A 21,563-nucleotide genomic window follows, 5' to 3' on the forward strand; every position below is an offset into this window, starting at 1 on the left:
ATCTCTCATTCTACATAGACTTTGTATTACTCCATTCGTTGTGTTTTTTTTTTTCAGGGGAAAACGAAGTTGAAGGAGTGCTCTGGGGCTCGGAGATGGGAAAAGGGTATAGGAGACAGGTCCCGGGTGGCGGCGGCAGCGCGACCGCGCTGCCGACGACAGCCGGGACCCTGCCGGTACGCGAGCTTCTCTTCACTTGCTTCCTCCTGGTCGACCGCGGTGGGGGAATGCACGGCCTGATTGACATGCTCGGCTCATCTTTCCCGAACCGCGGTGACACGTCGAGCCTCGCCGGATGTCCCGGTGATGAAGCGTCAACCAATAGCGGGGGCAGGGCCGGACGGCCGCGACGTCCCGGGACAGTCACCGTCGGGCACCGAACCCGTGTGCCCGCGGGACATGCGCCGGCGGATGGCGTTGGATGGCGGCACCGGACGTCGTGGGGGCGTCCTGAAGGAGGGGGAACCATGAAGTACGCAGTGCCCGCCGCCCTGTTGTTGCTGCTCCTGACCGCGTGCGGCGGCAAGGGCGCCGAAGCGGGCGGCGGATCGCCCTCCGCCGGCACGCCGGCGCCGGACGCGAGCGCGAGCGCGTCGAGGAGCGCCTCCGCGCAGGACCCGGCGAAGGACGGCGACGGCAACCCGGTCGACGCCGCGGCCTTCTGCGCCTTCCTCACCGATGAGCAGCCCAAGGTGAAGGACATCGGCTCCGACGTCGGGGCGCAGGCCGCCCTGGCGATCGACCTGGCCACCTGGGTCTCCGACCACCCGGAGCAGCAGCCGCGCACGGCCGCGGACTTCGACGCCGCCGCGCAGCAGGGCTGCCCCGGGGTCCGCGAGTCGATCCTCGCCGCCACCGGTCACGACAGCCTCGAGGACGCGGTCGGCTGACGGACGGCCGCTCCCCCGGCGGGTCCGGCACACCGCCCCGCCGCCCTTCCCGCCCCCGCACCGGTCACGACCGCAGCCTGATGCGACGAACGGCGAGGAGGCTGTGCAGGGCATCGACGGGTCCTGACCGTTCGGTGCTCGCGCCGCGCTGGGACCCCCCGCCCGGCGCAGCGCGCAGGGCGACGCCGCCGCGGAGGCCGAACTCGCCGCGCTCGCCCGCACCGCCCACCGCGTCGCGGGCGGCGGCGGGCCGCCTGCTGGGCGTCAACGACGGCCTGGTCACCAACCTCTGCCTGATCCTCGGCGTCGCGGGTACGAGCGCCGGTCCCGGGACGGTACGGCTGACCGGCCCCGCGAGCCTGCTCGCCGGCGCCCTGTCCATGGCCGCGGGGGAGCGGGTCTCCGTACGCGGCCGGCGGGAGATCGCCGGCGGCATGGAGGACGCGCTCCACCGGGCGTGGACGCTGTCGCCCCCTCGTCGTGCCGGCGCACATGACGCGCCGCATGCGCGACCGCGGCCCCGACAAGGAGACCGCGGTCCGGGCCGGCGGGGGCATCGCCGCCGCCAAGCGCACCACCCGGCAGACGACCCTGCGCATCCTGTTCGGCGTCAGCGCCCGGGAGGCCGGATCGCCCATGGTCGCTGCCGTCAGCTCGCCGCTGCTCTTCGCGACGGGGGCCCTCGTGCCGCTGCTGCCGTGGTTCCTCACCTCCGGGACGGCCGCGTCCGCCGCCGTGACCGCCCTCGCCTCGCTCCTGGTCGGCGCCTCGGCTCCGGCGCGTGCCCCCGCAAGGCCGCCTGGACCGCGGCACGCCAGCCGCTGATCGTCGCCGCCGCCTCGGCCGCGACGTACGCCCTGGGCGCCCTGGGCGGGCAGGCGGTGAGCTGAGGGACCGGCCGGGGGGCGCCGGTCGGCGTAGTCCGCCGAGCGGGGAGCGGACGCGGCCCCGAAGCTGGTGAGCAGCCGTCCGCCGGCACGACGCGAGGAGACCCCCATGACATCCACGAGCGCGCAGGCCGACGCCCGCGACTCCGGCACCTTCGACCTCGGCGGCGACCTGCCCGTCCACCGGCTGGGCTACGGGACGATGCAGCTGACCGGCGAGGGCGTGTGGGGCGACCCCGCGGACCCCGACGAGGCCGTACGGGTCCTGCGGCGCGCGGTCACCCTCGGCGTCACCTTCATCGACACCGCGGACGCCTACGGCCCCTTCACCGCCGAACTGCTCCTGCGCAAGGCCCTCCACCCCTATCCGCAGGACCTGGTGATCGCCACCAAGGCGGGTTTCGCCCGCCCGGGCCCCGGACAGTGGGTCGCGGTCGGGCGGCCCGCGTACCTGCGGCAGCAGGTGGAGCTGAGCCTGCGTCACCTGGGCGTCGAGCGCATCGACCTGCTCCAGCTGCACCGCGTCGACCCCGAGGTGCCCATCGCCGACCAGGTCGGGGAACTCGCCGCGCTGCAGCAGGAGGGCAAGATCCGGCACATCGGGCTCAGCGAGGTGACCACGGCCCAGATCGAGGAGGCCGCGAGGACCGCCACCATCGTCTCCGTGCAGAACCGCTACAACCTCGCCGACCGGGCGGCCGAGGACGTCCTCGCCCACGCCGAGCGGCACGGCATGGGCTTCATCCCCTGGTTCCCGCTCGCCACGGGCGAACTGGCGCGGAAGGGCGGCCCCCTGGACCGCATCGCCGAGGCGCACGGCGCCCAGCCGTCCCAGCTCGCCCTCGCCTGGCTGCTGCGGCGCTCCCCGGTCATGCTGCCCATCCCCGGCACGTCCAAGGTCGCGCACCTGGAGCACAACATCGCCGCAGCGGGTATCCGGCTCACCGACGAGCAGTACGAGGCGCTGACGACGGCGGTCTGACGCGAGGGCACGGCCGCCGCGCGGCGCGGCACTCGCGCCGCGCGTCCTGCGTTACCTCCTCGGTGAACGCCGGACCATCACCTGAGGAGAGACCGTGGCCCTCTGGGACCGCATCAAGGACTCGGCCGCGACGATGCAGACGCAGCTCGTCGCCAAGAAGAACGACCTGAAGAGCGGCGCCTTCCGCGACGCGAGCATGGCGATGTGCGCCCTGGTCGCCGCCGCGGACGGCACCGTGGACCCCTCCGAACGACAGCGCGTCGCGCAGCTCATCGCGACCAACGAGGTCCTGCAGAACTTCCCGGCCGCCGACCTGCAGCGGCGCTTCGACGACTGCCTCGACAAACTCACCGCCGACTTCGACTTCGGCAAGGTCGGCATCCTCCAGGAGATCGCCAAGGCCAGGAAGAAGCCCGCCGAGGCGCGGGCCGTCATCCAGATCGGCATCGTCATCGGCGGCGCCGACGGCAACTTCGACAAGACCGAGCAGGCCGTCGTCCGCGAGGCCTGCTACGCCCTCGACCTGGCCCCGGCGGAGTTCGACCTCTGACCCTCCCCGCACGGTGCGCACGTCGGGCCGCCCCCGGGACCGGGGGCGGCCCGACGCGTCCCGGCCCTCCCCCCGCCGCGGGGGATGCAGCATCATGGCCCGCCATGGAAGCCGCACCGCTGCTCGTCCTCGTGGGCCCGGCCGCGACGGGCAAGTCGACCGTCGGGCGGGGCGTCGCCGCCCGGCTCGGGCGCCCCTTCACGGACCTCGACGCGGTCGCCGACACCTACTACCGCGAGGTCGGCTGGAGCGTCGCGCGCCTGCGCGAGCGCATCACCGCCCTCGGCCGCGTGGCAGCCGAACGCGAGTGGGAGCCCGCCCGGGTCCACGCGGTGCGGCGGGTCCTCGCCGACCACCCCGGGGCGGTGGTCGCGCTCGGCGCGGGCCACACGAGCTACGCCGACCCCCGCCACGCCGCACAGGTCCGCGCCGCCCTCCACCCCTGCACCGCGGTCCATCTGCTGCTCCCCGCCGCGGATCCGGAGCGCGCCCTCACCGTGCTGCGCCGCCGCTCGATGGCGTCCAAGGGGACCGACTGGATCACCGACGGCCATGACTTCCTCGCGCATGGCTCCACGACCCCATGTGCCGTGCCGTCGCGACGCACGTCGTGTGCACGGAGGGCGACACCCCGGAACAGAGCATCGACCACGTGCTGCGCCTCCTCCCCGCCCACTTGGGCGGCCCCGCGTGAAGGTGCGTCGTGGCCGGTGAGTCGGCCGGGGTCGTCCGCGGCCGGCCGCGTCGGCCACTCCCGGCGTCAGGAGGCTTGGGCCTTCTGGCACTGCGCCTGGGGATCGTGGGCGTCGAGCTCGCTGCCGAGGCTGAGGACGCGGGCCTGCAGTGCGTCCGCCTCGTCCGTGCCGTCCGACGTCGGCGCGACATCCGCCTTCAGGTCGGCGAGTTCGAGGCTCGCCGAGGCCCACTCCACCGTCCTGGACAGCCCTTGGGCGAGTTCCCGCCAGTCCGAGTCGAGGCGGGCGGCCTGGGCGGCCTCGCGCGCACTTTCCTCGAGAGCGGGTATGTCCCGCTCGCGGACGGTGTCCCGGTCTTCGGGAGTGTCGAAGCCGCCGGGGAGGAACATCTCGTAGGTCCCGCACGCATCACGGGCCAGGCCGCGTGCCCGGTTGCCGTCCCCCGACCCGCAGGCGCCGGCCAGGGCCGTCAGGGCGAGGGCGGCGGTGACTGAACCCAAAGATGATCTCCGCATGGACACATCATGCCTGGCCGGTGATGCGGATGTGCGAACTCCCCGTCGTCCGCGGGACACTGCGTGGATGACCACCGACGCCACCGCCCCGACCCCGCGGGAGCGGGCCCTGCGGCACGTCGCGGGGCTGTCGTCGGGACCTCCGGTGGATCCGGCGCTGCGGGTCACGCTGAACTTCCACCCGGACCGGGCCGCGCGGGGCAAGCCGGTGCTGCAGGCCCTGTCCGAAGGCGGCGTCTACCACTCGCAGTTCGTCACGGGAACGAGCAACGGCGGCCTGACCGCCCGGCCGGGCGGTGACCGGTGGCGGTGGGAGAGCCGCATCTTCAACGGTGCGTACGATGCCGCGCCGCCCGCCGAACGCCCCGTCTACGGGGCGCTGAACTTCCGCCGCAAGACGGTCGGCGCCGCGCCGCGGTTCGGGTCCGCCCACTTCCGCCTGAGCGCAGGGACGGTGACCCGGACGACTTTCTGCTACCCGGACAGCTTCTTCGAACCCTCGGACTTCGGCGTCGGGGACCGCATGGGCCTGGTCGCGCTCGCCCTGGCCGATTCCAGGGACGCCCTCGACGACTACATCGAGGCACAGGTCCACGGACCGGTCCGTCTGGACCGCGATGTCGAGGCGCTGGTCCTGGACCCCTGCTACCGGGGCACCGCCGTCGAGGACGCGGCCCGCCGGCTGCCCTGCCCCGTGGAGTGGCACGGCGGCTTCCGGCTCACCGTCGAGGAACTCCGGCTTCGCCCCGCGTACCGCGGCCGGGAGTACGTGGACCTGGGCGCCGGGATCGCGGTCGACGGCCTGCTCGACCCCCGCGTCCTCGGCACGGCCGCCGCGACCGGCCGCCACGACCCCCAGGCGCTCAAGAAGGTGTGGCACTGCCTAGCCCGCTTCGGGATGGACGGCGCCCGAAGTTGACGCCGCGTCGGACAACGCATCGGGGGATGGGGACGATGACCTCAGCACGCTTCACCGCCCGTTTCACCGCCGCATGGCTTCCGCTGTCCGGTCCCCTCTTCCGGCGGCACTTCGCGGCGCGGGTGCTGTCGTGGACCGGGACCGCGGTCTCGCCGATCGCGCTGGCGTTCGCCGTGCTCGGGATCGGCGGGAGCGTCGGCGGGCTCGGGGTCGTGCTGGCGGCCGACATGGCCGCGCGAGCGGCGCTGCTGCTGGTCGGCGGCGCGGTGGCGGACCGGTGGCCCCGGTCCACGGTGCTGGTCGCGGCCAACGTCGTCGCCGCCGTGGGGCAGGGCTGCGCGGCTGCGCTGGTGTGGTCCGGGACCGCCCAGGTCTGGCACCTGGCGGTGTCGGCGGCGCTCGGTGGCGTGGCGGGGGCGTTCATCGGGCCGGCGTCGAGCGGGGTGCTCCGTGCGGTGGTCCCGCCGGAACAGCTCCGGCAGGCCAACGCGCTGCTGCGGCTGGCGCAGAACTCCGTGAAGGTGGCCGGCCCGGCGCTGGGCGGCATCGTGGTGGCGGCGGCCGGGCCGCAGTGGGCCATCGCCTGGGACGCGGCCACGTACCTGGCCGCGGGACTCCTCTCCACCCGCCTCCGCACCCCGCGGCTGCCCGACGCGCGCCGGCGGACCGGCGGCCTGCGGCCCGGCGAGGGATGGCGGGAGATCGCCGCGCGTCCGTGGCTCCGGCTGCTGCTGGTCCAGGGGACGGTGGTGGTGCCCGTCTGGCTGGTGTCGTTCCAGACGCTGGGGCCCGCCTACGCGGAGGAACACCTGGGTGGTGCGGCAGCGTGGGGCTTGGCCATGACCGGCTTCACCGCGGGGATCCTCGTGGGCGCCGCCGTGGCGCTGTGGTGGCACGTGCGCCGCGTGGGCCGGCTGCTCTGCGCGGGGACCGCGCTGATGGCGCTGCCCATGCTCACCATGGCGGCCGGTACGGGCCTTCCGGCCGTGGGGGCCGGGTACTTCCTGGCCGGTGCAGGTGAGGCACTGGTGTCGACGGTGTGGACCCTGCTGCTCCAACGCCGCGTTCCCGACGAGGCGTTCGGCCGGGTCATCGCGTTCTCCACCCTGCTCCAGCTCGCCCCCGTCCCCCTGGCCTCCCTGACGGCCGCGCCGATGGCCCACGCTTTCGGCGTGCGGCCGGCGCTGGCCTGCTGCGGCCTGGTCACGCTCGGCGCCGCCGTGGTTCCGCTGGTGCGCCGTCGGGTCCGCGTGCTGTGCCTGCCGGCGAGCGGGGAGGAGGGGCTGCCCCGGCGCAGAACCCAGCAGCAGTCCTGAGCTGTCACCGTCCGGCCCTCCGCGGGGCCTGGTGGCTGCCGTGGGGCGTGCGGTAGGAAGATCGAATGACACAGCCTCCCGTCTGCGGCCCCGAAGGGCCCCTGCGTGCCGCGGTCGTCGCCCGTGGGTCCGCACCCGTGCGTGCCGTTCTCTTCGACTTCTCCGGGACGCTGTTCCAGATCGCGTCGTACGCGGACCGGATCCGCGCGGTGCTGGAACGGCCCGTGGGCGATGCGGAGATGGACCGGCTGCTGGACGGGCTGGAGGCGGGGCTCACGGATCCCGAGGTGGTGCGCGCGCAACGGGGCCGGGACGTCTCCTCGACGGCGCATCGTCACGCTTTCACGACGTGGTACGCCTCCGTGGCCGAACTCGCCCCGTACGCCGACGCGCTCTACGAGCAGCTGCGGGCGCCCGGCCACTGGGTGCCGTACGCCGACGCCGCGGCCACGCTGGAAGCCTTGCGGGGTGCGGGCATCGCCATGGGCGTCGTCAGCGACGTGGGCTGGGATCTGCGGCCGACCTTCGCCCATCACGGGCTCGACCACCACTTCTCGGCGTGGGTGCACTCCTACGCGTACGACACCGAGAAGCCCGACGCCGTCCTGTTCGGGCACGCCTGCCGTCAACTGGGCGTCGATCCGGCCGAGACGCTCATGGTGGGTGACCACCCGGCCAAGGACGGCGGCGCGGCCGGCGCGGGACTGCGTTCGTACGTCCTGCCCGCAGGCGCGGCCCCCGGCGGGCACCGGGGGCTGGAGGCGGTGCTCCGGCTGGCCGGGGTGCGGTCGTGAGCGGCCGTGGGGCACCTCACACGGAGCTGAACCAGCGGTGGCAGGTGGGCCGCGCCTCCTTGCCTGGCCGCCTCCTTCAGGACTCCTGGTTCGGGGAGGGGCGAGGGCGAGGTCCCTGCGCCACCCGCGGGGTGCTCACGCACGGCTCCACTCGATCTTCAGCGCGCGCCCCAGTGCCCGTCCGGCCTCGGCGGCGGGCCGGCGGGTGGCGGGGTCGAGCGGGTTCGTGCCGATCGCCGCCAGTGACGCCTCGTCCGGTTCGACCACCGCGACCTCGGCGCCCGCGGCCCGAAGTTCCGCCAGGGCCCGCTCGAGGGGCAGTTCGCTGGGGAACAGGTCCGTGGTCCCCATCGGCGCGATCGCCAGCACGCGCGACGCGCCCCCGGCGTAGTCGGCGTTCGTGGCGGACCGTACGCCGCCGTCGACGAAGCGGCGCCCCTCGATCGTCACGGGGGGCCAGATGCCCGGCACGGCGCAGCTCGCCGCGACGGCGTCCACGAGGCCCACGCCGCAGGAGCCGTCGAAGACGCGCGGCTGCCCCGTCTCCGCGTCCACGGCGACGATCCGTACCGTCCGGGAGGCGGGCCAGTCGTGTGAGGGGAGACGGGACTCGATCACCCGCCGCCGTTCCGCCTCCGGCACGGTCTCGGCGTCCAGGGCGTACCTGCCCACCGCGCGCCGCATGTCGGGGACGGAGGCCGCGCCCTGCAGCACGTCGGCGATGCCCGCGCCGAAGTTCGCCAGGTCCACGTCCGCCATGATCTCGGCCGACTGCAGCTCCGGCTCGGTCTGCCGGGCGTAGAGCTCCTGCAGCGACAGCCCGCTGGCCAGTTGCGCCGCGACCGTCGCCCCCGCCGACGTCCCGACCAGCACGTCGGCTCCTGACACGTCCTGCCCCGCGTCCGCGAGCCCCGCCAGCAGTCCGGTGATCCAGGCGATCCCGGCGACGCCCCCGCCACCGAGCACCAGTGCGTCGGTCATCTTCCGTCCTCTCCCTCGGCGTTGCCCTCGTCGGCCCTCGTCCCATCCTCTCCCGTGGCGGCCGGATCGTCCGGTCCCGCGAGGAGGACGGGTGTCATCGGCCACCCAGCGTGACGCGCTGGTCACGTGGGATCCCTGATCGTGGATCCCTTCGTGCGGATATAAGATGAATCGCCCGGGCGGTGTGCGGCGGAGACCTCCGTGGACCCCGGCCGCCGCGGCCCGAGGTGACGCCATGCGGAGCGGTTCCCGCGTCCGCCACAGGAACGTCCGGAGTGGTGAGCATGTCCAAGACACTGATTCCTCCCCGGCCGGTGATCGGCCCCACGATCGGCCCGGCGTTCGGCGCCACGACCGGCACCGGGGCGCAGCCCGCGCCGGCCCTGCGCCCGCACCGGGACCGGGTGGCGCCCACCCCGACGCCGGCCTGCGAGGAGAGCACCACCGCGGGCATCTCGTACACCGAGCCCCCGGAGGTCCCGAAGACCTGGGAGATCGTTGCCCTGGTGGCGATCTTCGCCGTCACGCTCCTGATCGCCGTGGGCATGTTCGGCCGGGTCCTGACGCTCTGACCGGTCGCCGGCGGCACATGGTCCAGGACGCCGGAGCGCCCGTCCTCAGGTCGGGGCCGGTGACCCGGCCTGACGCCCGCCGGACGGGGCGGCCGGGATGGCGGCTACGGGGCCCGCGCTCTGCGCGCCCACGAGATCGAGCCCGGCTTCCAGCTCGTCCAGGGCCCGCCGGGCGGCGGCGAGACGTTCCCGTAGGTCGGGGGGCGGCTCGCCCTCGGTCGGCCGGGGCGGCGACTCGCGCTCGCGCTCCAGTTGCCTGGCCTCCTCCAGCGAGCTGATGACCACGCCGATGAGCAGGTTGACCAGCACGAACGAGCCGAGCAGCACATAGGAGGCGTAGTAGAGCAGGCTCCAACGTGAGATCTCCAGGCCGCCCCGGACGGCGTCGCCGATGCCGTCGAGGGTGATCAGCAGGAAGAGCGACAGGGCGGCCCGCCCGACGGACCCGTAGTGCTCGGGGTCGTCGTCGGCGAAGAAGACCCAGCCGGTCATGGCGTAGACGTACAGCAGCATCGTGCCGACGAGCAGGAAACTGACCGTGCCCGGCAGGCTCTTGCCGATGGCCACGATGATGATGCGCAGCTGCGGCAGGAAGCGGGCGGCGCGCACGACCCGGGCCATCCGCAGCAGACGCAGCACCGTGGTGTTCTCGCGCGCGAAGGGCAGGTAGGCCAGCGTCACCACGGCCAGGTCGAAGATGTTCCACGGGTCGCGGAGGAAGTCCCCGGGGCGGTCGGCGTGGGCGCAGGCCCGTAGGACGACCTCGGCGGTGAAGGCCGCCAGGAAGGCGTGCTCCACCAGTTTCAGGGGGCCGTGCCAGCGTGCCGCGATGCCGTCGTACGTCTCGACGCCGAGGACGGCCGCGTTGGCCAGGACGAGGGCGAAGACGGTGACGCCGAACCACTCGGAGTCGACGACGCGACGGCAGCGCACGGCGAGCGCACGGCCCGGGGGAGTGGCGATGTGTTCGGCCATGTACGTGTACCCGGTCCTCCGCTGCCGCCTGCCTGTTGACCCGACTGAAGTGGATCTTATGGCCGGCAGGCGGGCCCACGGGTCCGCAGGCGCACTCAACTGCCGTTCGGGCGACGGTGGTTCAGTGGGCCGGGGTGGCGGTGGAGGCACTGGCGGGGCGCGGTGCGGGGTCGTCGGGGCCGGCGAGCGCGTCGTCACCGTAGAGGTCCCTGACCCAGGGGGTGTGGTAGACGGTGTCGAGGTAGCGTTCGCCGAGGTCGGGGGCGATGGCGACCGCCGTGAGGTCGTCGTGGCCGCGGTCGGCGAGCCAGTCGGTGGCGGCGCTGACGACGGTTCCGGTGGAGCCGCCGAAGAGGAAGCCGCGGCGGGCCAGGCGGTGGCAGGTGCGGATGGCGTCCGCCTCCGCGACGTGGACGACCTCGTCGACGCACGCGGTGTCGAGCAGCGGCGGGCGGACGCTCGTGCCCAGCCCGGGGATCATGCGCCGGCCGGGGGCGCCGCCGAAGGTGACCGAGCCCGCGGTGTCGACGGCCACGACGCGGACGCGGGGATGGTGGCGGCGGAAGTAGCGGGCGCAGCCCATCAGCGTGCCGGTCGTGCCCGCGCCGACGAACAGGACATCCAGGGCGGGGAAGCGGGCGGCGATGGCCGGGGCGGTCGTCCTGTAGTGGGCCCGGCCGTTGTCGGGGTTGGTGTACTGGTTCAGCCACACGTAACCGTCGTCGGCGGCGCACAGCGCGCGGACGTGGTCGATGCGGGCCCGCAGCCAGCCCCCGACGGGAGCGGGTTCGGTGATCAGGTGCACCCCGGCGCCGAGGGCGGCGATCATCTGCCGGGTGGCCAGGTTGCAGCGGGTGTCGGTCACGCACACGAAGCGGTGGCCCCGGTTCGCGGCGATCACGGCCAGGGCCACGCCGAGGTTGCCCGACGAGGACTCGACCAGGACCGAGCCGGCCCCGAGGCGTCCGCTGCGCTCGGCGGCCCCGATCATGGCGGCGGCCGCCTTGAGTTTGATCGACCCCGCGAAGTTGAAGCCCTCGCACTTGAGGAACAGCCGCTGCGCGAGGACGGGTTCGAGGTCGACGTACAGATCGTCCTCGTTGAAGTCCTGGGGTGCGGATATGACCGGCACGGTGTCTCCCTTCCGGGGGTGGTCGTGCTCCCAGTGACACCCATCGGGAGCTGTCCGTCATGTCACCGGAATCCGTGACTTGACGCCGTCCGGGAGCGCCGTTACGGGCGGGCGCCGAACGGGCGGGGCGGGCGGATTGTCGGGACGTACGCCGACACGTCAAGTACCGAATTGCCGGGGCAGGACAGGCCGTCGGCGCCGGTGCCTACTGGAGGGCGGCGCCCCCGGCACACCGACGACCCGACGCCACCGCATCGCACCGGAAGGACGACTTCGATGGACACGTACGCCCACACCGGCCGCAGGTTCTGGCACTCCATGGTGACCACCGGCGGGTTCACCTCGATACCGCGCTGGACCTGCCGGCCGTCCCCACCGGGCACCGCCGTGCACCGGCTGGGGCTCCCGGACGGGCTGGTGGCGGCCTTGCGACGGCAGGCGTACCGCCTCGGCGTGCCGCTGCGCTCGATGCTGCCGGCCGCGCACGCCAAGGTGCTGGCGGCCCTGTCGGGGGAGGCGGAGGTGGTGACCGGCTACGCCGTCGAGGACGGGAGGGTGCTCCCGTGCCGGCTGTCGGCGGCCGCCGCCACGTGGCGCGGGCTGGTGCTGGCCACGCACCGGGTGGAGGCGCAGGTGCTGGCCTTCCAGGACTACCCGGTCGGTGAGCTGAGCCGGGAGCTCGGGATGACCGGCCCGCTGTTCGAGACCGTCTGCGACCCGGCGGGCGTGGGCGCCGGGCTGGCCGGCGCGGACGGGGCACCTGACCGGTCCACGGTGCTGCGGGTGGGCCTGGGCGCCCACGAGGGCCGTCCGGTACTGGAGCTGGGCTACCGCACCGACGTGCTGGACGAACCGGCGGCAGCCCGGATCGCCGGCTACCACCTGACCGCCCTCACCCTGATGGCCACCGACGTCGACGCCGAGCACGCGCGCCAGAGCCTGCTCACGGCGGAGGAGACCCGGCTGCAGCTCGACGGCATGGCGGGGCCCCGGCGCAGGCTGCCAGACCGGCGCTTCCACGAGCTCTTCGAGGAGCGGGCGGCTCGCCGGCCCGAGGCGGTGGCGGCCGTCCACGCCGGCCGGCGGTGGACGTACGGGGAGCTCAACGCCCGTGCCAACCGCCTGGCCCACGCCCTGCTGGCCCGCGGGCTGCGGGCCGAGGACGTGGTCGCGGTGGTCACCGGGCGGAACCTGGACTGGCTGGCCGCGGTGCTGGCCGTGCTCAAGGCCGGGGGCGCGTACCTGCCCGTCGAGCCGCACCTGCCGCCCGGCCGGATCGCCGCCGTCCTCACCCGCGCCGCCTGCACGACCGTCATCACCGAGCACGGCAGCACCGAGGCCCTGGAACGCGCCCTGCACGGGCTGCCCGGCACCACGACCGTCTTCGTGGAGGAGGCCCGCGCGCAGGATCACCCGCCGTCCGATCCCGGTGTCCCCGTGGCCGGCGACCAGCTGGCGTACCTGTACTTCACCTCCGGCTCGACCGGGGAGCCCAAGGGCGCGATGTGCGAGCACGCCGGATTCCTCAACCACCTCTACGCCAAGATCGACGACCTCGGCATCGGGGAGGGCCAGGTCGTCGCGCAGACCGCGCCGCAGAGCTTCGACATCTCGCTGTGGCAGCTGACCGCCCCGCTGCTGGCCGGAGGGCGGGTCCTCGTCGTCGAGCAGGACGTGGTCCTGGACGCCGACCGCTTCCTCGACGCGGTCGCCGGGGAACCGGTCGAGGTGCTGCAGCTCGTCCCCTCCCACCTGGACGTCGTGCTGTCCGCGCTGGAGAGCCGGCCGCGGCGCCTGCCGGACCTGCGCTGCGTCTCGGTGACCGGGGAGGCGCTGAAGAAGGACCTCGTCGAGCGCTGGTTCGCCGCCGTGCCGGGGACCCGGCTGGTGAACGCGTACGGGCTGACCGAGACCAGCGACGACACCAACCACGCGGTCATGGACCGTCCCCCCGCGTCCGACTGGGTCCCCGTCGGCCGGCCGGTCAACAACGTCCGCGTGTACGTCGTCGACGAGCACCTGGCGCCCGTCCCGCTGGGCGCCCCCGGCTTGATCGCGTTCTCGGGGATCTGCGTCGGCCGGGGCTACGTGAACGACCCCGAGCGCACCCGCGAGGCCTATCTGCCCGACCCCCACCACCCCGGGGCGTGGCTCTACCGCAGCGGTGACGTCGGTCGCTGGCATCCCGGGGGCCGGCTGGAGTTCCTCGGCCGGACCGACGACCAGGTGAAGATCCGGGGCTTCCGCATCGAGATCGGCGAGATCGAGAACACCCTCACGCGCGCCGACGGCGTCCATGACGCCGCCGTGGTCCTGACCGACCACGGGAGCCGGCTGGCCGCCTTCTGCACCGGGGACCGGCCGGTACCTGCGGCCGCGCTCCACGAACACCTGGCGGCGGCGCTGCCCGCCTACATGATCCCGGCGGCCTTCCACTGGCTGGAGCGCCTGCCGCTGACCGGCAACGGGAAGACCGACCGCGAGGCCCTGGCCGCGCTCGCCGGCCGTGCGGAGCCTGCCGGTGCCCACCAGCCCCCGCACACGGCGGCCGAACGCCGCCTGGCCACCGCCTGGGCTCAGGCGCTCGGAATCGCGGAGCACCGCGTCGGCCGCGGTGACCACTTCTTCGACCGGGGCGGCACCTCACTGGCCGCGGTGCGCCTGGCGATCCTGCTGGACCGCGACGTCACCCCCGCCGACGTCAACGCCCACCCGGTGCTGGCCGACCTCGCAGGGACGCTGGAGGCCCGGCGGTGCGCGGGCGGGCCGCAGGACGGGGAGCTCAGGCAGCCGGGGGCCGGCACTGCCGGAGGTCCGCCGGCACCGGCCCGTCGACACCCGGCACCGGCGGCGCCGCCGGTCGCTGGCACGCGGGGCACAGTTGATGCCCCCGCGCCGTGATCCGGGTGCCCCACCCGAGGCAGACCGTGCAGCTGCGTGCCGCGGCCAGGTCGGGATGCGGGACGGCGGGAGCGGAGAGTGCTCCGTGGGACATCCGGGACTCCTAGGGGTGCACGGGGAGGCGGCATGATGTCGGGCCTTATGGGCTCTTTATCCAGGTATAAGCGGAATGCCCTATTTTGAACAAACGCCGTGCGTGACCGATCGTGCACCACAAGTGACACCGGTGCGCGGCTGTCCCGCCGCCGGCGACGGGAATGGCATCGTCCGCGCGGCGGTTGCACATAACGCGGGTGACCGGTGGCGGGAGTACGCGACCTGGCGCCGTGGGGACCGCGCAGCGGTCCGGCCCCCACGCTGCCGCCGGGGAGCGGCGACCGGCACCCGCCTCATTCCCGCGCCGGTCCGGCCCCCATCCGGGCCGGCGCAGGCTGCTTCCCCGGGGATTGTCGGTGCCGGGTGGCACCGTGGACACCATGGACGAGGTGATACACCCCAGGGTCTACGGTGCCGACGTGGACGACCCGCATCCCGGCCCCAAGCCGGGGCACGTCTACCGGGAACTGGTCGGCGGCCCGCTGGACGGACTGCTGCTCGACGTGACCGGCTGGACCGCGCCGCAGCACTCGGCGGGCGCGGAGCTGCGCACCGACATCGGCCGCTTCGGTCCGGGCGGCCGCGCCCGGTACGCCCCTCGCGACGGCGACACCGACCACTGGGACTGGCACGGCGACAGCCGCTGACCGTCCCCGGCGTCGCGGACGCCCCGTCACGGTCGCGTGCACCGGGCCGGGTTGCCGCGGGGGCCCCGGGTGGGTCAGCCCGGCTCGCCGGATCGCGCCCCGGGGTGTCTGATGAACACAGCGGTCCCGGGGCCCCGGAGTGGCCCCCGGTTCGGCCCCGGGCCGCTCTTCCCGCCGTGCCCGGCCCTGCCCTGCCCGGACGACCCGGCGCCCGCCGCGGAGTTCACGGGCGCGTGGTCGACGCGGCGGGTGGACGAGCGCGCCGGCGGCGAGCCCGGAAGGGCCGCCGGTTACGGCTTCCTGGCCATCCCGGCGGCGATGAGACGCTCCCAGACGGTGAGTTCACGCTCGGTGTCGCCGATGCGGGAGACACCGTCGCTCGCGTCCGGTCGCCACAGCGACGCGGGGACGATCCCCGGCTCCAGGACCTCCAGGCCGTCCAGCAGGTCCTCGATCTCCTTGTCGGTGCGCCACCGCCCGCGGCCGAAGGTCTGCTGGAGGATCCGCTCGGACTCGGCGGTCTCCGCGTTGTTGCCGGACCGGAAGTGGCTGACGAAGAAGTAGCTGCCGGAGGGCACTTGGTCGCGCCAGTAGCCGACGATGCCCGCCGGGTCCTCGTCGTCGTTGACGTGGTGGAGGATGGCGCTGAGGATGACGGCGACGGGCTTGTCGAAGTCGATCACCTCGAGGGTGTCCGGGTGGTTCCGGATGACCTCGGGTTCGCGGATGTCGGCCTGGATGACGCGCGTGTCGTCGTTCTGCTCCAGCAGCGCCCGGCCGTGGGCGAGCACGATCGGGTCGCTGTCCACGTACACCACCGTGGAGCCGGGGGAGTGGCGCTGGGCGACCTGGTGGACGTTGTCCGCGGTCGGCAGACCGCTGCCCAGGTCGACGAACTGGCGTACACCGGTCGTGGTGGCGATCTCCCGGATCGCGCGGATCAGTGCCGCGCGGTTGGCGAAGGCGATCGCCACCGAGCCGGGCAGGTCCTTCTTGAACACGTCGCCGATCTCCCGGTCGACGGCGTAGTTGTCCTTGCCGCCGAGCAGGTAGTCGTAGACGCGTGCGATGCTTGGTCTGGTCTGGTCGACCCAGGAGACGTCGTCCGTCATGACACCCATCCTTCTCCGCGATGACGCCGGGCAACCGTCATCCTAGGGAAGGTCGTGGGCAGTTCACCCCCGGCGGTGGTGCTCAGCCCATGCGGTCGATGAGGCGGGTCAGGATCCGGCCGGTGTTGCGGGGCGGCTGCGACTCGGCGGCGAGCCGGTCCATGACGGTCAGGTAGTGCTCCACGTCGTCCTGCTTGTCCAGGTAGAGCGCGCTCGTCAGCTGCTCCAGGTAGACGATGTCGGGCAGGTCCGGCTCCGAGAAGCGCAGGATGGTGACGGGGCCGCCGGCGGCGGCCAGACCGCCGATGTCGAACGGGGCGATCTGCAGCGTCACGTTGGGGAGCGCGGCGACCTTCATCAGGTGCTCCAGCTGACCGCGCATCACCTCGACGCCGCCGAGCGGGCGGTGGAGGCAGGCCTCGTCGAGCACGACCCACAGCTGCGGCGCGTCCGCCTTGGCGAGCAGGTCCTGACGGGTCATCCGCAGGTCGACACGGCGGCTGATCTCCCGCTCGGTCGCGCGGGGGTGGCCGAGCCTGGTGACGGCCCGGGCGTACGCCTCGGTCTGCAGCAGGCCGGGGACGAACTGCACCTCGTAGGTGCGGATGGTGTGGGCGGCCTCCTCGAGGCCGATGTGCGTCTCGAACCAGCTCGGCAGGACGTCGGCGTACTGGTGCCACCAGCCGGGGGTGTTGGCCCGCAGGGCGAGCCCCAGCAGGTCGGCGCGCTCCTGCGCGTCGGTCACGCCGTACAGGGTGAGGAGGTCGGCGACGTCGCGCTCCTTGAACCCCACCCGGCCCAGCTCAAGGCGGCTGATCTTCGCGTGCGACGCGCGGATCGCCTCGCCGGCCGCCTCGCGGCTGATCTGCCGGGACTCGCGCAGCCTGCGCAGCTGCGTGCCCAGGACGATGCGGAGCACCGTCGGCCCGCCGCGCTGCGCGGCGAGCGGCGAACCGGTGGCGGGCGCGTGGCCCGGCCGGGCGGCAGTCATGTCGGATCCCCCTGGACGACTGGTTGCGGATTCAGTGTTCCATCGCCGGGCCCGTCAGTACAGGCACATCCGCATCGCGGCGGCGTGCCCGGTGCCCACCGCGCGCGTGCCCGGCGCACCCGCCGGGAGTAAAGGGGCGGCCGGGACGGTTGTCGTCAGCATGCACGGTGAGTACAAGGTGCCCGGTGGGAAGCTCGTGGTCGTGGACCTCGACGACCACGACGGGATGCTCCGCAATGTTCGCGTCGCAGGCGACTTCTTCCTCGAACCGGACGAGGCGATCACCGCCATCGACCGGGCGCTCGAGGGCGCTCCCGCCGACACCGACGCCGCCGGCCTCGCGGCCCGGATCGAGGCTGCCCTGCCCGAGGGGACGGTCATGTACGGCCTGACCGCGGAGGGGGTCGCCGTCGCCGTACGGCGGGCCCTCGCCCAGGCCACGGACTGGACGGACTACGACTGGCAGTTGATCCACGAGGGACCGCAGTCCCCGGCCCTGCACATGGCCCTCGACGAGGTCGTCACCGCGCAGGTCGCGGCCGGCCGCCGGCCGCCGACCCTGCGCGTGTGGGAGTGGGGCGGTCCCGCGGTCGTCATCGGCAGTTTCCAGTCCCTCGCCAACGAGGTCGACGCGGGGAACGCCGAGCGCCACGGCCTGACCGTCGTGCGGCGGATCTCGGGCGGCGGCGCGATGTTCGTGGAGCCCGGGAACACCATCACGTACTCCCTGTCGGTGCCCGCCTCCCTGGTGTCGGGGCTCTCGTTCGCCGACTCCTACGCCTACCTCGACGACTGGGTGCTCGACGCCCTGGGGGACATGGGCATCAAGGCCTGGTACCAGCCGCTGAACGACATCGCCACCGAGGCCGGCAAGATCGCCGGCGCCGCGCAGAAGCGCGTGGTCGCCCCCGACGGGGGCGCGGGTGCCGTCCTCCACCACGTGACGATGTCCTACGACATCGACGCCGACAAGATGCTCCAGGTGCTGCGCATCGGACGGGAGAAGATGTCCGACAAGGGCACCCGCAGCGCACAGAAGCGCGTCGACCCGCTGCGCCGCCAGACCGGGCTGCCGCGCGAGGCCGTCATCGACCGGATGATCGACTCCTTCCGTGCCCGCTACGGCCTCACGGACGGGAGCATCAGCGCCGAGGAGCTCGCACGCGCGGAGGAACTCGTCGCCGCGAAGTTCGGCACCGCGGAATGGACCGCTCGCGTGCCGTGACGCACGCGCCCGACCCACGTCTTTGACTCGTCAAGCATATGTATGCTTGACGAGTCAAAGACGTGGGGTGCGGGCCTGCCGGCGCGGACCCCGGAACCCCCCGGGCGTCCGTCCGCGCACCAGAAAGACGAACCACCATGCAATTCGGCATCTTCGGAGTCGGCGACGTCACCCGGGACCCGGTCACCGGACGCACGCCGAGCGAGGCGGAGCGCATCGACGCCATCGTGCGCATCGCCCGGCGCGCGGACGAGCTCGGCCTGGACGTCTTCGCCATCGGCGAGCACCACAACCCGCCGTTCATCCCCTCCTCGCCCACCACGATCCTGGGGCACATCGCGGCGCTCACCGGGCGGATCACGCTGAGCACCTCCGTCACACTGATCACGACGAACGACCCGGTGCGCATCGCGGAGGAGTACGCGATGCTGCAGCACGTCGCCAAGGGCCGGGTCGACCTCGTCCTCGGACGCGGCAACACGGCGCCGGTCTACCCCTGGTTCGGGCAGGACATCCACCGGGGTGTCGAACTCGCGCTGGAGAACTACAACCTGCTGCACCGCTTGTGGCGGAAGGACGTGGTCGACTGGGAGGGCAACTTCCGCTCCGCCCTGCAGGGCTTCACCTCCACCCCGCGCCCCCTGGACGACGTGCCGCCCTTCGTGTGGCACGGCTCCATCCGCACGCCCGAGATCGCCGAACAGGCCGCGTACTACGGCAACGGCTTCTTCGCCAACAACGTCCTCGCGCCGTACGGGCACTTCGAACGGCTCGTCGCCTTCTACCGCCAGCGGTTCGCGCACCACGGGCACGGCGCTCCGGAGCAGGCGATCGTCGGCCTCGGCGGCCAGGCCCACATCGCCCGGCGCTCGCAGGACGCGGTCGCGGCGTTCCGCCCGTACTTCGAGGGCCACCCGCTGTTCCGCGGGCACTCGCTGGACGAGTACCGCAAGCTCACCCCGCTGTCGGTGGGCAGTCCGCAGGAGGTCATCGACAAGACGATGGACTTCCGGGAGCGCTTCGGCGACTACCAGCGCCAGTTGTGGAACGTGGACGGCATGGGGCAGCCCGTCGAGGTCGTCCTGGAGCAGATGGAACTGCTGGCGACCGAGGTGGTGCCGGTGCTCCGCAAGGAGATGGGCTCGCTGCGCGCCCCGGGCGTGCCGGACGCGCCCACGCACGCGAGCCTGGTGCGGGCGAAGTACGGCGACGCCGAGCCGCGGCAGCCGCGGCCGAACCCCAACCGCGGGGACAACGTCACCGGCGCCTCGCCGTACCAGGACAGCGATCCGTCGGTCGCCGCGCACCGGCCCCTGGCAGGCTGAGCCATGAGCACCGGAACCCCGGCCGCCGACGCGTCCGCCACCCGCCCGCTCAGCCTCGTCGTCCTCGACGCGGGGGTCGGCGATCCCTCCTCGTCGCGGCTGCTGGCCGGCCGCATCGCCCACCGGGCCGTCGCCGCGCTGCGTGAGCAGGGGCGTACGGCCACGACCCGGTCGATCGGACTCGGCCCGCTCGCCGTCGACATCGCCCGGGCGATCGTCTCCGGGCATCCCGGTGAGGACCTGCAGGCGGCGATCGGCGAACTGGCCGCCGCGGACGGCGTGATCACCTCCACCCCGGTCTACACCGCCGGGGTGAGCGGCCTGTTCAAGTCGTTCTTCGACGTCCTGGACGGCGACCTGTTCGTCGCCAGGCCCGTCGTGCTCGCCGCGACGGCCGGCAGCGCGCGTCATGCGCTGGTGGTCGAGGACCAGGTCCGCCCCATGTTCGCCTACCTGCGCGCCCTCTCCGTCCCGACGTCGGTCTTCGCCGCCCCCGAGGACTGGGGCGCGTCGGCGCTGGGGGACCGCATCGGCCGGGCGGCGGTCGAGCTCGCGGCGCTGATGGCCAGCGGGGTCGCCGACACGATCGCGGACCGGGCCTGGTCCGGCTACCAGCACCGCTTCGGCGGCAACGCCACGCGTGCCGAACGCACCGCCGCCGACGTCGACTTCGACACCCCCCTCATGCGCCTGGCCGCCGGTGGAGCCCCGTTGCGGAAGGAAGGCCCCGCCGGCTGACCGCCGAGGCGATCCCGCCGCTCCGGAGCCGGGGCGGCCGGGGCCGGGACCCGAGGTGTCCGGCGGCGTACCAGCCGACGTGGGCCAGGGCGGCGCCCGCGAGGGCGTCCAGGACGTAGTGGTTGGCGGTCAGGACGACGGTGGCGTCCATCGACACGGTGAGCGCGACGGCGAGGACGCGGAACCAGACCTTCCGGGTGGCGGCGAGGACCGCCAGCGTCATGAGGAGGTTCCAGCCGACGTGCAGGCTCGGCATCGCCGCGTACTGGTCGGTGAAGGCGGGCGGCTGCAGGACCCGGTAGGCATGGGACTGCTGCGTGACGGTGTCCGTCATGCCCGTCGCCGCCAGTCGCGGCGGGGCCACGGGGAACGCGGCGAAGACGACGAGCCCGGCCGCGCCCGAGATCAGCATCGCGCCGGCCGCCCGGGTGTACACCTCCGGGTGCCGGGAGAGCAGCCACAGCAGGGTGAGCGCGATGACCGGCCAGTGGCCGAAGATGTAGATCCAGTTGAGGACCCGCGTGACGGTGCGGTCGTCGACGACCAGGTCCTGCAGCGGGGACTCCCAGTCCAGGTGCAGGAACCGCTCGGTGGCCTGGACCCGGGCGGCGTTGTGCAGGGCCGTGCCCTGCGAACCGTCGGTCAGGCCCCGGACGCCGAAGTAGCCGATGACGGCGGCCACGACGACCGCGCTCCGCGGGACCAGCCGGGACGCGGTGGCGGCCGGGGGCCCGTCATGGGCCGCACGGCAGGAGACGGCGTCGTACGCCAGGTGGCGGGCGCGGTGCGCGTAGGGGGCGATGACGCTCATCGCGGGGTCCGGAAGCCCTGCCGGTCACTCTGGGTGCCCGGGTGCGACTCCGCGCGGACGCCGGGTCCCGCGAGCGGGGCCCGCCACAGCGGGACGACGATCCGGCTGCCGTCGGGGTTTCTGCCACTGCCGTCCGACGAGGGGAGTGGGCCGTTCATTTCTGCCTCCGGTTCAGTTGTGCTCGAACGCATCGCAACAACTGGGAGTTTCGTTTCCCATATTCCGGAGGGTCGCGGTGGGGAAGATCACAGGAAGTCGTCGTGATGCGCCGGCCATGTCGCGGCATGGGGGATCACGGGAGGCCGGGCGCTTCTTCCTTGAGGGTCAAGTGAACTGACCATGCGTCCGATGAGAGGTGTCACCGCTGCTCATGCGCCAGGTACCCGGCGTGGAGTTGACAGGGAACGGCGACCGGTATCTACTTGACGCTGCAAGCATATGGGGTGGCGGCGGCTTCCGTGCACCGTCCGGGGATGTGCGGTGAGGAATGCCGGGCATACCTGCGACAG

The 21,563-nt window shown here is 73.4% G+C and carries 21 protein-coding genes and 2 pseudogenes; 15 read left to right on the forward strand and 8 right to left on the reverse strand.

All coding sequences use genetic code 11. The annotated features are described in order from the left end of the window. Positions 1-467: 467 nt before the first annotated feature. Entirely contained in the window at positions 468-890 is a 423-nt protein-coding gene (locus PV341_RS20290; protein ID WP_500324843.1) for a hypothetical protein, read from the forward strand. Positions 891-954: 64 nt separating this feature from the next. Here PV341_RS20290 and PV341_RS20295 read toward each other — a convergent pair whose 3' ends face one another. Beyond that, the gene (locus tag PV341_RS20295) at positions 955-1,158 is read right to left on the reverse strand and encodes a hypothetical protein (protein WP_500324844.1); all 204 of its coding nucleotides are present in this window, start codon (positions 1,156-1,158) and stop codon (positions 955-957) included. A gap of 28 nt (positions 1,159-1,186) precedes the next feature. Between PV341_RS20295 and PV341_RS20300 the strand changes: the two are divergent. The 5 genes and pseudogenes from PV341_RS20300 to PV341_RS20320 form a co-directional block, all read left to right on the forward strand. Continuing rightward, positions 1,187-1,258, forward strand: a pseudogene (locus PV341_RS20300) (hypothetical protein); the annotation flags it as partial. 124 nt (positions 1,259-1,382) lie between these two features. Next, positions 1,383-1,715 (forward strand): VIT1/CCC1 transporter family protein, encoded by a 333-nt coding sequence (locus PV341_RS20305; protein ID WP_500324846.1) that lies wholly within the window; start codon positions 1,383-1,385, stop codon positions 1,713-1,715. Between the two features lie 171 nt (positions 1,716-1,886). Then, complete coding sequence (locus PV341_RS20310) at positions 1,887-2,759, forward strand: aldo/keto reductase (RefSeq protein WP_500324848.1); 873 nt, start codon at positions 1,887-1,889, stop codon at positions 2,757-2,759. 94 nt (positions 2,760-2,853) lie between these two features. Further along, positions 2,854-3,309 (forward strand): tellurite resistance TerB family protein, encoded by a 456-nt coding sequence (locus PV341_RS20315; protein ID WP_500358628.1) that lies wholly within the window; start codon positions 2,854-2,856, stop codon positions 3,307-3,309. 104 nt (positions 3,310-3,413) lie between these two features. Further along, positions 3,414-3,671: pseudogene (locus PV341_RS20320) on the forward strand (shikimate kinase); the annotation flags it as partial. A gap of 398 nt (positions 3,672-4,069) precedes the next feature. Here PV341_RS20320 and PV341_RS20325 read toward each other — a convergent pair. Next, on the reverse strand, positions 4,070-4,504 hold the full coding sequence (locus tag PV341_RS20325) for a hypothetical protein (protein WP_500358640.1): 435 nt from the start codon (positions 4,502-4,504) through the stop codon (positions 4,070-4,072). Positions 4,505-4,586: 82 nt separating this feature from the next. Between PV341_RS20325 and PV341_RS20330 the strand changes: the two genes are divergently transcribed. From PV341_RS20330 to PV341_RS20340, 3 genes are all read left to right on the forward strand, one after another. Further along, positions 4,587-5,438 carry a DUF3626 domain-containing protein gene (locus PV341_RS20330; protein WP_500324856.1) on the forward strand — a complete coding sequence of 284 codons (852 nt, stop codon included), beginning with the start codon at positions 4,587-4,589 and terminating at the stop codon, positions 5,436-5,438. Between the two features lie 35 nt (positions 5,439-5,473). Further along, a complete protein-coding gene (locus tag PV341_RS20335; protein WP_500358629.1) occupies positions 5,474-6,754 on the forward strand; it encodes an MFS transporter in 1,281 nt (426 codons plus the stop codon). A gap of 65 nt (positions 6,755-6,819) precedes the next feature. Then, positions 6,820-7,548 (forward strand): HAD family hydrolase, encoded by a 729-nt coding sequence (locus PV341_RS20340; protein ID WP_500324860.1) that lies wholly within the window; start codon positions 6,820-6,822, stop codon positions 7,546-7,548. Positions 7,549-7,683: 135 nt separating this feature from the next. Here PV341_RS20340 and PV341_RS20345 read toward each other — a convergent pair whose 3' ends face one another. After that, entirely contained in the window at positions 7,684-8,529 is an 846-nt protein-coding gene (locus PV341_RS20345) for a patatin-like phospholipase family protein (RefSeq protein WP_500324862.1), read from the reverse strand. Positions 8,530-8,813: 284 nt separating this feature from the next. On the opposite strand from PV341_RS20345, the gene PV341_RS20350 reads away from it, so the two are divergent. Then, positions 8,814-9,101: a DUF6480 family protein gene (locus PV341_RS20350; protein WP_500324864.1), complete on the forward strand. Its 288-nt coding sequence runs from the start codon at positions 8,814-8,816 to the stop codon at positions 9,099-9,101. A gap of 45 nt (positions 9,102-9,146) precedes the next feature. On the opposite strand, the gene PV341_RS20355 is transcribed toward PV341_RS20350, so the two are convergent. Both PV341_RS20355 and sbnA read right to left on the reverse strand, forming a co-directional pair. Next, complete coding sequence (locus PV341_RS20355) at positions 9,147-10,076, reverse strand: ion transporter (protein WP_500358631.1); 930 nt, start codon at positions 10,074-10,076, stop codon at positions 9,147-9,149. A 121-nt stretch (positions 10,077-10,197) separates the two neighbouring features. After that, positions 10,198-11,208, reverse strand: coding sequence for a 2,3-diaminopropionate biosynthesis protein SbnA (sbnA, locus tag PV341_RS20360; protein WP_500324868.1), 1,011 nt, complete (start codon positions 11,206-11,208; stop codon positions 10,198-10,200). Positions 11,209-11,484: 276 nt separating this feature from the next. Here sbnA and PV341_RS20365 point away from each other — a divergent pair, with 276 nt between their 5' ends. Both PV341_RS20365 and PV341_RS20370 read left to right on the forward strand, forming a co-directional pair. Beyond that, positions 11,485-14,109, forward strand: a complete 2,625-nt coding sequence (locus tag PV341_RS20365) for a non-ribosomal peptide synthetase (protein ID WP_500324870.1) — start codon at positions 11,485-11,487, stop codon at positions 14,107-14,109. 476 nt (positions 14,110-14,585) lie between these two features. Further along, positions 14,586-14,852, forward strand: coding sequence for a hypothetical protein (locus PV341_RS20370; RefSeq protein ID WP_500324872.1), 267 nt, complete (start codon positions 14,586-14,588; stop codon positions 14,850-14,852). Positions 14,853-15,142: 290 nt separating this feature from the next. On the opposite strand, the gene PV341_RS20375 is transcribed toward PV341_RS20370, so the two are convergent. Both PV341_RS20375 and PV341_RS20380 read right to left on the reverse strand, forming a co-directional pair. Beyond that, complete coding sequence (locus PV341_RS20375; RefSeq protein ID WP_500324874.1) at positions 15,143-15,964, reverse strand: SAM-dependent methyltransferase; 822 nt, start codon at positions 15,962-15,964, stop codon at positions 15,143-15,145. Positions 15,965-16,046: 82 nt separating this feature from the next. Then, positions 16,047-16,955: a Sco1979 family transcriptional regulator gene (locus PV341_RS20380; RefSeq protein WP_500324875.1), complete on the reverse strand. Its 909-nt coding sequence runs from the start codon at positions 16,953-16,955 to the stop codon at positions 16,047-16,049. 160 nt (positions 16,956-17,115) lie between these two features. Between PV341_RS20380 and lplAB the strand changes: the two genes are divergently transcribed. From lplAB to PV341_RS20395, 3 genes are all read left to right on the forward strand, one after another. After that, the gene (lplAB, locus tag PV341_RS20385; RefSeq protein ID WP_500324877.1) at positions 17,116-18,180 is read left to right on the forward strand and encodes a lipoate-protein ligase LplAB; all 1,065 of its coding nucleotides are present in this window, start codon (positions 17,116-17,118) and stop codon (positions 18,178-18,180) included. A gap of 137 nt (positions 18,181-18,317) precedes the next feature. Beyond that, positions 18,318-19,505 carry a CE1758 family FMN-dependent luciferase-like monooxygenase gene (locus tag PV341_RS20390; protein ID WP_500358632.1) on the forward strand — a complete coding sequence of 396 codons (1,188 nt, stop codon included), beginning with the start codon at positions 18,318-18,320 and terminating at the stop codon, positions 19,503-19,505. Between the two features lie 3 nt (positions 19,506-19,508). Further along, positions 19,509-20,243: a CE1759 family FMN reductase gene (locus PV341_RS20395; protein ID WP_500324881.1), complete on the forward strand. Its 735-nt coding sequence runs from the start codon at positions 19,509-19,511 to the stop codon at positions 20,241-20,243. Here the strand turns inward: PV341_RS20395 and PV341_RS20400 are convergent. Beyond that, positions 20,188-21,054 carry a phosphatase PAP2 family protein gene (locus tag PV341_RS20400; RefSeq protein ID WP_500324882.1) on the reverse strand — a complete coding sequence of 289 codons (867 nt, stop codon included), beginning with the start codon at positions 21,052-21,054 and terminating at the stop codon, positions 20,188-20,190. The genes PV341_RS20395 and PV341_RS20400 overlap by 56 nt on opposite strands. Positions 21,055-21,563 lie beyond the last annotated feature (509 nt).

This window comes from Streptomyces sp. PA03-1a (assembly GCF_033792805.1).
In the GTDB taxonomy this organism is placed as follows: domain Bacteria; phylum Actinomycetota; class Actinomycetes; order Streptomycetales; family Streptomycetaceae; genus Actinacidiphila.